This window comes from Chitinophaga polysaccharea (assembly GCF_007829335.1).
GTDB lineage: Bacteria > Bacteroidota > Bacteroidia > Chitinophagales > Chitinophagaceae > Chitinophaga > Chitinophaga polysaccharea_B.
Window position 1 is genome coordinate 445,207 of record NZ_VIWO01000005.1, and the last position, 13,088, is coordinate 458,294.

Annotated in this window: 8 protein-coding genes; 1 reads left to right on the forward strand and 7 read right to left on the reverse strand. The window is 47.7% G+C overall.

Features of this window, described 5'->3' with window-relative positions; translation table 11 throughout:
• Positions 1-211: 211 nt before the first annotated feature.
• The 3 genes from FHW36_RS18715 to FHW36_RS18725 form a co-directional block, all read right to left on the reverse strand.
• Complete coding sequence (locus FHW36_RS18715) at positions 212-1,378, reverse strand: FecR family protein (RefSeq protein WP_145671097.1); 1,167 nt, start codon at positions 1,376-1,378, stop codon at positions 212-214.
• Between the two features lie 97 nt (positions 1,379-1,475).
• Positions 1,476-2,021, reverse strand: coding sequence for an RNA polymerase sigma-70 factor (locus FHW36_RS18720; protein WP_145671098.1), 546 nt, complete (start codon positions 2,019-2,021; stop codon positions 1,476-1,478).
• Positions 2,022-2,161: 140 nt separating this feature from the next.
• Entirely contained in the window at positions 2,162-2,746 is a 585-nt protein-coding gene (locus FHW36_RS18725; protein WP_145671099.1) for an RNA polymerase sigma-70 factor, read from the reverse strand.
• Between the two features lie 614 nt (positions 2,747-3,360).
• On the opposite strand from FHW36_RS18725, the gene FHW36_RS18730 reads away from it, so the two are divergent.
• Entirely contained in the window at positions 3,361-6,750 is a 3,390-nt protein-coding gene (locus tag FHW36_RS18730; protein WP_145671100.1) for a T9SS type A sorting domain-containing protein, read from the forward strand.
• 279 nt (positions 6,751-7,029) lie between these two features.
• On the opposite strand, the gene FHW36_RS18735 is transcribed toward FHW36_RS18730, so the two are convergent.
• The 4 genes from FHW36_RS18735 to FHW36_RS18750 form a co-directional block, all read right to left on the reverse strand.
• Entirely contained in the window at positions 7,030-7,407 is a 378-nt protein-coding gene (locus FHW36_RS18735) for a cupin domain-containing protein (protein ID WP_145671101.1), read from the reverse strand.
• Positions 7,408-7,564: 157 nt separating this feature from the next.
• Entirely contained in the window at positions 7,565-10,837 is a 3,273-nt protein-coding gene (locus FHW36_RS18740) for a TonB-dependent receptor (RefSeq protein WP_145671102.1), read from the reverse strand.
• Positions 10,838-10,847: 10 nt separating this feature from the next.
• Positions 10,848-11,831, reverse strand: coding sequence for a fasciclin domain-containing protein (locus FHW36_RS18745; RefSeq protein WP_145671103.1), 984 nt, complete (start codon positions 11,829-11,831; stop codon positions 10,848-10,850).
• 12 nt (positions 11,832-11,843) lie between these two features.
• Positions 11,844-13,073: a fasciclin domain-containing protein gene (locus FHW36_RS18750; RefSeq protein WP_145671104.1), complete on the reverse strand. Its 1,230-nt coding sequence runs from the start codon at positions 13,071-13,073 to the stop codon at positions 11,844-11,846.
• Positions 13,074-13,088 lie beyond the last annotated feature (15 nt).

The window sequence follows — 13,088 nt, forward strand, 5'->3', positions numbered from 1 at the left end:
TGCCTTTTTCATGGCATACGTCAGGTATGTAAAATTTCATTACATTTGGATGTTTGAGTTCTATAATCAGATGACTGTGACTACAATTGCGAGAAAAATTTGTCTTCCACAGGGATAAGCGCTCAAACTGACCGTTTCCGCGGTCATTCTTCCGGGGGCGTTGGCGCGCTCCCGGTTGTTTTTATAGCCTTCCTGCGGATTGCAGATAGTTTTATGGCATAACGATGATCCTCCTTCCTTCTGTTTTAAAGTGAACGGCGCCGGTGAGTTCCAGCATCCTTAATATTTCAGATACATTTTTATAGCGTGACAAGCTCCCACCGATGGCCTTTTTCGACACATCGCCCTGGTAAGTAATTTCTACATTATACCAGCGGCTGATTTGCCGCATAACATTTTCTATTTTATCATTATTAAATAAGAAGTAGCCATTTTTCCAGGCTACAGCCTCTTCGGTATCGGCGGCTTTGATATCCATTTTTCCGGACACCTTATGCAGGATAGCCTCTTTGCCGGGCACCAGTAATAAGTTGGTTTGATCATAGTTTATCTTTACAGCTCCTTCCAGGAGCGTAGTGATATTATGCTGTTCGTCGGGATAAGCATTGATATTAAAATGGGTACCCAATACCTGCACCGTCATGGATTTATCGGTGGTGGTATTTACGGTGACGAGGAAAGGTTTCGTTTTATCTTTAGCTACTTCAAAATAGGCTTCACCGGTCAATTGCACCTGGCGCTCATTTCCGGGGAAAGTAGTAGGGAAGCGCAGGGAAGATCCGGCATTCAGCCACACTTTAGTGCCATCCTGCAACGTTACCTGGTATTGCCCTCCATAGGGCGTGCTTACGGTGTTGTAAACAACCGCCATAGTCCCTTGCGCTGCTACATTATTATATAGCAGGTTAGCGCTGTCTGTTTTATTTACTGCCGCATTGCCCTGCCGGGAAATCACGCCGTTCTTCGCATCTTCCAGTATCACTTTGTCGCCGTTATCCAGCGTTAATATAGCTTTATTACTACCGGGACCAATATCACCGATGGCCTGTGCAATGGCTGCTGGTTTAGGCGCCGGATGAAGCCGCGGATAAATAAAATAGGCGGCAATACCCAATATAACGATTACAGAGGCGGCGGCCGATAGGTAATATACTACCCGTTTGGAACCTTTTGGGGCAACTGACGGCACTTCCATTTGCTGGTGCAGGCGCATCAGCATACGCAAACGTACCGTTTCCTCCTCGTCAACGGTATCGGACGGCCATTCGGCATCGGTTTGATTACGATGCTGGTACCAGTCCATCAGCGTTTCTTCCTCCGCTGGCGTAATGGTGCCCTCCAGGTATTTTTCAATGAGTTGAGATATATTGTCCTTCAACGTATGGTTTTTATAGTTACAGCAATATGTACCACGGAAATAAGGTTATCCCTTAGTGTCTGAAATAATTTTTTTGAGAGAGAAAAAATGACTGGTATCAGTAAGGAGGATTCAATTTAAGCTTCAGCACTTTCAACGCCTTGGTAAGGTGCGATTCTGCCGTTTTCTCCGCGATGCCCATTCGCCGTGCTACTTCAGGGATCGTGAGCCCATCGATCCTGCTTAGCTTGAATACCAGGCGGCATTTTTCAGGCAATACTTCTACAATCCCGTTGATATGTTGCTGCAAAAACCGGGTATAGATCTTTTCTTCATCCCAGGTGCTGGTGGCCGGTCCTGCTGTTTGCGCGATAATTTCCGCCCGGCGCTTTTGGCGCAGGTAACGTTTAAAAACGGACAGCCTTACGGCGGTGGCCAGGTAAGCATTCAGCTGATCGACACACAGGTCATGGCGCCGGTTCCAGAGGCTGATAAAGACTTCCTGTACAATTTCCTCCGCCGCAGCTTTATTCCTGTTATGGATATAGGCGATGGCCAACAGCTTCTTCCAATAGCGTTGGTAAATTTCGGTAAAAGCATGCCGGTCGCCCTTTCCCAGGGACGTCATTAAGTCTGCATCCGTTTGTTGCTGGTACACCTTCATACAATTGGCCAATTTCCGCCCCGTGCCAGGCGAAATACATTATTTTCCAATAACATGGAATTACAGTTACAGGGATATGTACCCTAAGGGGCCTACTTTCCCTTAGTGCAGGTGCTACTTTTTTTGTGAAGTGGAAAAATCTATGGGATCAGTACCTTCAGGAGCAGCATCAGTCCCCATATATAAGGACGATTCAATTTGAGTTTCAGTACTTTCAGGGCTTTGGTGAGGTGTGCTTCTGCTGTTTTTTCGGCAATGCCCATACGCTGGGCAACTTCTGGGATGCTCAGCCCCTCTACTCTGCTTAGTTTAAATACCAGGCGGCATTTTTCGGGTAAAACTTCCACGATCCCATTGATCTGTTGTTGCAGGAACCGGGTATAGATCTTTTCTTCGTCCCAGCCGGATATCACCGGGTCGGCAGTTGCGGCAATGATCTGCTCCCGGCGTTGCTGCCGGGCATACTGTTTAAAAACAGATAGCCGTACGGCGGTGGCCAGGTAAGCATTTACTTTGTCAACAGACAGCTCCTGCCGCCTGTTCCACAGGCTGATAAACACTTCCTGTACAATTTCTTCCGCCACCGCTTTATCCCTGCAATGGATATATGCAATGGCCAGTAATTTCTTCCAGTAACGGTTGTAGATTTCGGTAAAGGCATGCCCATCGTCCTGTTGCAAGGACAACATCAGGTCTGCATCCGTTTGTTGCTGGTACCGGTTCATATAAGTGGTGTGGTACGCAAGATTATAAAAATAAATCCAGCTTTTGCACCAGGAAACAGAAATATAATATTATATAAAACAATACTATAAATAATTGCCTTTTCGTCCGGGATATAGCCATCCATGACAACCAGAAAGATGATTATAATGAAACACCAGCAGTATGATATGTAGATACACATCCATCTGTTTATCATTCATTTCTTTATTTAAAAACGAGCTCACCGCAACGCGGCCGTTTAGTCCTCCTCTCCTGATTTTATTTCACCCCCGATATTTTCGCGTTTACTAACCCAAAACGATCGTTTGCCAAAAAAAAATAATTGTCAACGGGCAAACTCTTATTTTAGCATTTGAATGTCATGGTGAAATTACTTTCACACTTTGAGTAAATGAATCTAGCGAGTGAACGAGCCTGACTTACTAACCTGACGATAATTTTAGCCAACCTTCTCCTTCGACAAATCCTCAATGCCGCCAGACATGTGCCTTCCGGCAGGTATGTAACTTTTATTGTCTTCATAGGATTGCAGCTATAGCCTGGCTAACTGGGCGATTTTTTTTTGCGATTCAAGTTCAAAAACTTAGGAAATGTATAATATAAATATACTTTCATGAGTATTAATTTTAAATACATACACCTTCTAGTGCCCATCATGCTTGGCCTGCATGTAGTCAATGCACAATCAGCATTAAATCCCAACGATCCGGTTATCACTTACAATTCAGCAGCTCCGCCGGCTACCCCACAATATAATAAAATCACTAAGTGGGTTAGAACTGTAACCATGGCCTATAATACCGATTCCTATAAATGCTATATTTATAAAAATATGGCGTTCCGCCTCAAATTCCCCAAAACGTATGTTCCTGGTATAAATGATGGAAAAAAATATCCCATATTCCTGTTCTTTGCCGGAGTAGGCGAAAAAGGAACGATTTACAATAATGAAAAGCAGCTAACTTGGGGAGGACAGCTATGGGCTTCCCGTGTAGACAATGGTCAATTCGATGGCTACCTTCTTTATCCCCAAAGCCAGGGTGGCTATTGGGGGCCTAATGACTACGACAATCTGAAAGAGGTAGTAGACTCAATAGTTAGCTCTTGTAAAGGTGATCCTGATCGTTTAGTTTTGAATGGCTTGTCTGGTGGAGGATGGGGCACCTGGGAATTTACCTTCCGCTACCCTCAACTTGTAGCTGCATTCCTTCCCATGAGTGCTATGACGCTGGCTTATGGTGATTCTATCAACATATTCAAATACACCCCCCTGTGGCTTTTCCAGGGCGGATTGGATGGTAGCCCAGCCCCTTACACCACCAACCAGGTAGCCGCCAGGATAGTAGCAGCAGGCGGTAATTTTAAACTCACTACTTATCCTAAAGATGGGCACAACACCTGGACAGACGCATGGAATGAACCGGATTTTACCCCTTTCATGCTAAGAGCCAACAGGCTGAATCCATACCCCTTATTTCATGCTACTACATTTTGTCCGGGGCAGTCTATCACCATTGGTATAGCTCCCAGATTCCAGCAATATGAATGGCAGAAAAACGGTGTCACCATTTCTATTACTACTGCCGACTCGTTGGTAGTAACCAGCCCCGGTAGTTATCGTGTAAGAGGCAAGTTGCCCAATGGATGGACCGGTTGGTCACCGACGCCATTGGTGATCAGTTATAAACCTTCTTCTCCTGCACCAATCGTGACTACTTCTCCGGCCCTTGCCAGCAATGTATTGCCCGCCCCCGACGGCAGTACCACCGTTACAATGCAGGTACCTACAGGTATGATCCAGTATGAATGGAGACGTGCGGGCAGTAATACAGTACTCAGCAGTACGAACACCTACACTACGTCTGTGGCAGGTGGCTATCTGGCACGTGTAACGGCTCCCAATTACTGTATCGGCGCTTATTCCGACACCTTTAAAGTCATTAACGCCACCGGCTTAAATGGCCCTGCCGCCATCAGCAACCTCACGGTAAGTAGTGTCACCTCAACCTCCATCTCGCTTTCATGGACCAAGAGCTCTACGCAGGTATACAGCGAAAAATATTTTGAAATTTACCGAGGCACTCAAACCGGTGGGCCCTATACGCTGGTAGGAAAAACCGGCACCAATGTACTAACGTTTACCAATAGCGGTCTTATTGGAAATACCAGCTACTTCTATAAGGTACGTCCGGTAAATGATTATGCTGCCGGCCCGGTATCTGCTGAAGTAAGAGGAACAACCGCTCCATACGGCCCCGCTGTATCCACCAGTAAGTGGTTCATGAACTTCATGCTCAATAACCATGTAAGTGCACCGTGGAATAATATTTCCGGCGCTACGACCACTAACTTGAAGGACAGCGCCGGACATGCCACCAATGTAAGTCTTACTTTCAGTGACACCTGGTGGGCAGCTGGCACAGAAGGCCCTGTTACGGGCAATAATAGCGGTATATATCCGGATTCTGTGATGGCGGAATACCTGTATTTTGGCTCTTTGTCAGGCTTCTTCACGGGAGCACCTGCCATGCACGGTCGTATCTCCGGCCTGGAAGCTTACAAAACTTATACAGTGAAATTCTACTCCGGTTCCAAGTGGTGGGCACCTCAGCCTGACAATGGCAGTACACAATACACTATCAACGGTATTACCCAATCACTGTATGTTCAAAATAATACCTCCCACCTTGCCATCTTCCAAAACGTAGCAACAGATGCGACCGGTCAGATTAACTTTACACTGAGCATTCCTTCGGGTGGACAGGTAGGTTATCTCAATGCAATGGAAGTAGATCCAGGCTCATCTGGTAATCATCCACCAGTAATAACAGACATCAGCAACCAAACACTCAATGCCGGCACTACGCTCAGCATACCTGTAACAGCTATAGATCCGGACGGAGATCCGATTACCTATAGTACAGTAAACCTGCCATCGTTCGTGACGCTAGTCCAATCCGGAGGTAAAACATCGTTGTCCGTTGCCCCTCCGGCCGGCACTTCAGGTACCTTCAGTAATATCCGGGTGATAGCACGGGATTCCCATAATGCTGCAGATACAACCACCTTCAGCATCACTGTAAACATACCTGCTACTTCGAATGGCAGCTATAAACTGTTCCTGAACTTCAAACTCAATAACACGGCTCCTGCGCCATGGAATAACCTCTCTACAGGAACTGCTTCCGGCCTTAAAAACGACCAGGGTCAAACTACTACTGTAGGACTCAGATTTGATGAAAGCTGGTGGGCAGCAGGTATAGAAGGAGCGGTTACGGGCAACAACAGTGGTGTTTACCCGGATGTAGTCCTCGCTGAATACCTTTACTTTGGTGCGCTCCCGGGCTTCTTTACCGGTGCGCCGGTCATGCACGGACATCTGACCGGGTTGAGCTCCAATACAACGTACACCATCAAATTCCTGTCTGACAGTAAATGGTGGGCGCCGCAACCAGACAATGGTAGTACCCAGTTTACCATTAATGGCATCAGCAAAACATTGAAAGCACAAAATAACACCTCTACTACCGCTGACTTTACTAATCTGACTGCAAATGCCAACGGTGAGATAGCTTTTACCCTCAGCATTCCTACAGGCAGCCAGGTAGGCTATTTGAATGCAATGGAAATTGATGCCGTGTCAAATGTTCAGACCCTGCAACAAACGACGGTAATGGCCGCTAACATCCCGGATCATTCACCTGCTTTGACATCCGATAATAATCCAGCTGGCAGTATTCAGACTGCTATCTATCCAAATCCATTCACAGATAACCTGATTATAGATATGACACTACTGCATTCAGCTCCTGTGATGGCGATAGAAATAAGTGATCTGAATGGTAAACGCGTTTATACAGAAATCAGAAGAGATGTGCCAGCCGGCAAAAACCTTGTCCGTATCAATACCTATAACAGTATTAGCATACCGGGTATATATCTTCTGAAGATAACAACTTCTACAGGTGAAACCAGGAGTGTGAAATTGGTGAAGGTAAATTAAGTTGTATTTAAAAGGAGGGCCCTTCACAATAACACGGAAGTCAGTCCTGTTTGTTCTTAAATAAAAGAAGTCTTGCAGTTTTAACGCTGCAAGACTTTTTTAGTTAATGCTTTGTTGTATATAGTAGGGATAACATTCCGGAGAGAATGCAAATAGGGTTAACAAACAAGTGAAACAACAAGAACTAGTGACAGGGGGTTTGCTATGGCATACAACATATGCTCTCCGCTGTTACAGCGGATAAAAAGTGCGCAGGGTCGGATAACAGGAAGGGTTAACTTAATCTTTCATTTCCACCATAATCAGTTTGATGGTGGTTTTCCCAATATTTTTTGCCATGTGTGTTACAGCAGGTACATAGATCGCGGTTCCGGCTTTGATATCCTGATCCTGGGCCGGTTTGTCTTTTTCGGTAAGCTGCACCTTTCCGGAAGTTTCTGCATATACCACATGGTTAGGGTGACTATGCCAGGGTATTTCCACGCCTGGTTTCATTTCCACTTTTAGTACACGAACATGTTCATTGTCCAGCAGTACTTTGTTGTAACCTGCGGGCGCTACTTTTACAACATCCTGGGCCAGTGCTTTGTGAGGCACGCAAAGAGATAACACTACTGCTATTCCCAGCAGGAATGCCGATTTAGAGATTGATTTCATAACCAGGGGTTTAAGTGAAGAATTTCTGGCAAAGTTAGCCCCTGGCGGGGGATGCGCGAAGCACCGGTTATTATCTGGTCTGCTATAACGGAAATCTGGCGACAGACCATCGATAAATGGTAAACTGCCGCCAGACGTTTCTCCTATATAACAGTTGTTAAAAAGAATACCTAACCCCTAACTGTCCCTGTGCCCGTGAATTAAAGTAATCGATGGCATAAGGTTTCCCCGGGTCGGCGAACCTGAATACCGGGTAGTTACCTGCATTCTGCTTCTGCGGGAATAATACCGGCGCCAGGCCCACGCTGGCGGTAGAATTGAAAGTATTGGGTGAAAAGTATACCCGTCCCCAGTTGGCATTGATCAGGTTGGTAAAGTTCATGATATCTATCGTTAGGGTGATAAACCCGCTGCTCTTCGGGAAATGGAACTCCTGCGCAAAGTGCAAGTCTGCGGTAGTGTTCCAGGGCGTACGCCCGGCGTTCCGCGCTGTAAAGCCGCCACGCCGGCTGCTCAGGTATTTGTTACCATCAATATAGGTATTAAAGGCATCGGCCTGTTGCGCCGCTGTAACAATAGCACCACCGGCGTCGGCATAGTCCTGGAAGAAACGGATCGCTTCATCGTGTTGTGGAATGTAGGCGAGGCTCAGTTGCTGCGGTAATCCCTGCAGGCTGTTATTCACGATACCATAGGTAAATGGACTGCCGGATTGCGCGCTCACAAACAGGTTCAGCGTGGTGGTCCATTTTTCGTTCCAGGCATGCTGATAGCCCAGGTTCACAATTAACCGGTGACGGATATCGAAGTTAGACCAGGCCAGGCCGGCATTATTCGGATTCAGGGCCTGGTTGAGCTGCCAGTTACTTTCCATAGAGTTACGGATGCCATTGAAAGCATCTTTAGAGCCACCGTAAGTATAAGCCACCGATGCGTTGACACCCATGTTAAACCGCTTACTCACGGTACCCGTCACCGAATACCGGTAGCCCAGGCTGGTGTTGCTCAATTCATAGGCATTTGCAAAACGTGGATCTACAGCACCGCTGTATACCGGTTGTTCATGTTTTGTGTCGTAGCCAAAGTAGCGGGGATTATCTTTAATGTTTACCTGCTGGAAATACACGTCCTTTATCGTTTTCGTATACAAGCCTTCCAGGCCCAGCTTATAGCCGTTGAGAGTGGTATAGTCCAGTGCGAGATTGGTACGCAATACTTTCGGCATGGAAAAGTTATTGTCGACCAGGTCCACCTGGGTTTTCCCTGCCTGTGGGCTATTCACAACAGTACCATTCTTTGCAATAAAGTCGGCGATGCCATTGGCGCCAGGCTTAACAGGATCGGTTCCGGCTGCAAATGGCTGCTGGTCGGCCTTCTGGTCGTAGGAGCCGTAATGGATGCCGGTGTTGTAAAAGGCATATCCCAGCCAGGCCAGCGGAATGCGCCCGGTAAATAACCCGGCGCCTCCTCTCAATACCAGGCGGCCATCGGCGGTTACATCATAACGGAAACCAATACGTGGCGATACCTGTATATGATTCAGATAGTTGTTCGTGATGCGCGACAGGGGTGTGTAGGTATAGGTGTTTCCGAAGTAGCTATCCGTATAGGCTGTTTTCACCTGGTTGCTGAGCGGCTGCTTATTGGGCACCAGGCTATAGTCGGCCCGTAGCCCCGGAGTAATACGAAACCGGTCTGTAATCCTGATCTCATCCTGGAAATAGGCGCTCAGCATATCTACATCAAATACAGCTTCGGGATGCGACAGGATATAGTCCCTGCTATTGTTGGTGTAATTATAGTTACCCCGTACCCGGTAAGGATTACCATGCAGGTAGTCTTCTATGCTCAGGTAATCAACCCTTCCATTCCAGGAATTGACAAAGCCATAGCTGATATGATACAATTCGTTGTGGGTACCCAACAGCATGGTATGTTTTCCTTTGTGCCAGGTGAGGTTGTTGGTAATTTCCCAGGTGCGCTGCTTCATGTTAAAGATAGCGGCTTCCCGGTCGGTACCCATATAAATCGTAGTTCCCGGCGTGCGGCCCATGATCTGTATCTGCGGCAAAGAGGGATCTGACAAGGGATCGCGGTAATCGTGTATAGATGAATAGCCCACGATGAGACTATTGGAGAAACCGTTATGGAATTTCGTTTTTAGCTCCACAACCGTAGACGTTTGATTATTGGTTTGCCGGTAAGCCATAGCGCTAAAACGGAAATCCATCTGATCGCGGTCCATATTTACCGAACGGGAAAAAATGGTGTTGTTACGGACCGATAACTGGTTGTTGTCGTTGATGTTCCAGTCGAGCCGGTTGAAATATTTTTCCGACCGGGCCTCACTGTTGTAGGCACCGGCTGTTCCGGGATCGAAGATAGCGCCATAGTGCCCGATGGTAAAATTGCGGATATCATCGGCATCCTTCGCGCTGAGTATCTGCGCGGTTTCCGGCTGACCGGCCATCAGTTGAGCAGGATCCCGGCGGCGCGTAATTTCTTCATTGGTAAAAAAGAACAACTTATTCTTAATAATTGGAAAGCCTACACGAACACCTGCCTGGTAATCGTAAAAATCGCTGTTCATTTTACCTAACGAGCCTATCTTATCTTTCCCGGTGATGGCCGCATTGCGACCGAAAGCGTAGACGGAACCGGTAACGATGTTGGTACCACTGCGGGTAACTGCGTTGATGCTACCGCCGGTGAAGTTACCAATCTTCACATCGTAGGGCGCCAGGTATACCTGCATGTCTTCAATTGCATCGAGCGAAATAGCGTTGGATCGCGTACTGGCACCGGGTGCGCCGGAGGTGCCGGTAATCCCGCCTGCAGAGGGACTGAAGCCAATAGCATCGTTGTTGATGGCGCCGTCTACGGTGATATTGTTGTAGCGGAAGTTGGTGCCTGCAAAGCTGTTGTCTTTGGATCCCTGTGGTACCAGCCGGGTAATATCCTGTAAGCTGCGGTTAATGGTTGGCAGGCTGTTTAACTGCGCACGGGTAATATTTTGCGTGGTGCCATACGTGTTGGCTTTGGCGGTTCGTGGCGAAGACTGGATCACAATTTCGGCCAGTTGTTTTTGTTCTCCCGCCAACATAAAATTCAGTTGCTGTGGCTCGCCCAGGCGAACCGTTACCTGTTGCATACTGGTGGTCTTTTTACCTACCATGCTCACCGTTACCTTATAAGGCCCGCCTATGCGTAAGCCTGGCAGGAAGAAAGTGCCGGTTTTGTCGGCCGTACCACTGTAAGTAGTACCGGAGGGTTGATGTATGGCCACGATGGTGGCGCCGGCCATGGGCAGCCGGCTACTGTCGGTAACCTTTCCTATCAGGCTGCCATCCGTTTGCTGAGCGGCGGCGCCGGCTATACAGCACAGGAAAAGCACCAGCGTTATCCAGCCCTGTTTTATTCTTTTATTCATTTGTTATCATTTATTGGGTAAGTATGCTGGAGATGTTGTGTACCACACCATTTCCTGCGATGACATTTTTCCGGGAAAGGGTAGCCATCGCCGCTCCCTGTATGTTGATACCCGCAAACCGGCCGGGTTGCGTGGCATCTCTTACCAGGGTAATATTGGTGGTAGTGCCGTCGAGCATTTGCTCGGTATAGCTGTTGGTAGTAACGTTGGCCTTCAGGATATAATCGTATACAAAATTCCGCCCTTTGGTTATATGCGCTTTCACGATGGCCTGTAACTTAACCGGGTCCATGTTATAGACACTATCGGTAGTAGGGATGCCGATGGCCTGGAAAGCGGCATTTACCGGCGCAAACACCGTATAGGGGCCGCCCGACTGGTACGTGGATGCCAGGCCGCTTTGAATAATGGCGGCGTTGAAAAGCGACAGGGCCGGATCGCCGGAAACTGCCTGTTGTACATTGCTGTAGGTAATGGGACTCAGCAATCCATCGCATACATTCACGAAGCCGTTGGCGGCAGACTTATCACGGGTGCTCACACGAACGCCGTTCACTACTACAGCAGTATCCCGGGGGTTGATCCAACGGGTTACGTATACCGGTTGTCCGGTCAGCGTTGCGAACGTCTGGTTAAAAGCCAATGGTAACGAATCCAGCCGAACATTGCCACGTATCACATGATACGGTATCATACCTTTTATAGAGTCGACCGCCCGCATCACCGCAGCGCCGGTGGACAGGCCAGCGGCTATCAATGCATCATTGGAGGGGCCCAGTAAGGTATAGGGACCGGGCATGCTCAGTGTATCACTATAGGCGGTTGCTACCAGGGCATATTTGAACAAAGAGAGACTAAAGTTGCTGTTCACTACAGCAGCAATCCCATTCTTTGCATACCTATTTTCCGGTTGTACTTTATCTTTTGAGCAAGCGGTGAATAACAGTGTTCCCGCCAGCAACCATCTCCACAAAAAATTTCGGTTATATTTCATATATACTTTCTTTTAGGGTGTAGGTAAAAGCAGGTTATCTACACGGTGTATCACGCCCGTGAGCGTAGTAATATCAGCGCCCTGGATAATGGTGGCACCTCTTCCCGACGGCGCATCCTGCCGGTGCAGGGTAATCTTGCCGTTGCCGGATTGTACCTGTAGTGCACCAGTTATAGGTGCGTTGCTGAGGTTTACGTTATAGAAGTGATTCAGCAGGTCGGTGGTATACAGGTAGCCATAGTTTTCATTAACATCGCCATATACACTCACTATTCTATGGTGGGCCAAAATGGAATCCATATTGGTGAGCATGGGCGTGTAAGGGTCTGCCGCCGCCAGCGCCGACTGATCAATGTACTGATTGATCGCTGCAATAGAATTAAAACCGGCTTTCCGGAAGGCATTATTATCTGGTGCAAATGTGATGGAGAAGGGATCCGTGCCTGATACAAATCCTCCCACTTTCAGCACAAGCGAGATGGTATCGTTATATTCAACCACTTCCGGTGCCAGCAAACCTTTCTCCAGGTAGAGGTCATTGCTTTTCTTCAACGCCGCCATATAAAAGCTAAAGCTGGTATCTGCATTCAATACCTGGTAGCTTTCATAAAACGGTTTGGTAATCAGGCTGTCGATCATAAAGATGGCGCCGTTGGTAGCAGGAATAGCCGGAGTATGTCCTACTGGCAGACCATTTAGCCGCAATGTACCTTTCGTCATACCCACAATGAGACGGTAGTAATAATACACACCTCCCCAAAGCTGAAAAGGAGAAGGCACCTGTGACCGGGTGATGTCGCGGTCCGGATACATTAAAGGATAACAGGTCGTTTCTCCAAACAGGTTGGTGGCCCCAGCCGGCAGGCCGCCGGACACGGCCAGGTAACGGATGATGGTATCCAGTTCGGCTACCGGCACAATGCTGATATTATTCATCGTATAACCAGCTGCTGCCCAGGCTTTATTGGTAGGTATAAACAGCGTATAGTAAGCTTTGCTGTTACCAGCTGCCAGGCTATCCATGTACTGTTGTACCTCTGTTCTGCCCAGTGCTGCGCGGTAAACGGATGCCTCAGGAATGCTATCCAGCAGTGCTGCCAGGTTCTTAGTAGTGGTATTGTTGTATGGTATTTTATCCCCCACGGGTTTCGGCGGCTCTTCGGTTTTACTGCAGGCGGCAGCAAACGCCAACAGCAGTATACAGAGAACGGATAAGCGATATTGCTTCATAAAAAATATCATCTGTTGTAGTAGTTT

What these genes read in the sequence shown, in the direction of transcription:
- FHW36_RS18720 (WP_145671098.1), bottom strand. Translation starts at nt 2,021, where the DNA reads ATGAAGGTGTACCAGCAACAAACGGATGCAGACTTAATGACGTCCCTG.
- FHW36_RS18740 (WP_145671102.1), bottom strand. Translation starts at nt 10,837, where the DNA reads ATGAATAAAAGAATAAAACAGGGCTGGATAACGCTGGTGCTTTTCCTG.
- FHW36_RS18730 (WP_145671100.1), top strand. Translation starts at nt 3,361, where the DNA reads ATGAGTATTAATTTTAAATACATACACCTTCTAGTGCCCATCATGCTT.
- FHW36_RS18745 (WP_145671103.1), bottom strand. Translation starts at nt 11,831, where the DNA reads ATGAAATATAACCGAAATTTTTTGTGGAGATGGTTGCTGGCGGGAACA.
- FHW36_RS18725 (WP_145671099.1), bottom strand. Translation starts at nt 2,746, where the DNA reads ATGAACCGGTACCAGCAACAAACGGATGCAGACCTGATGTTGTCCTTG.
- FHW36_RS18735 (WP_145671101.1), bottom strand. Translation starts at nt 7,407, where the DNA reads ATGAAATCAATCTCTAAATCGGCATTCCTGCTGGGAATAGCAGTAGTG.
- FHW36_RS18750 (WP_145671104.1), bottom strand. Translation starts at nt 13,073, where the DNA reads ATGATATTTTTTATGAAGCAATATCGCTTATCCGTTCTCTGTATACTG.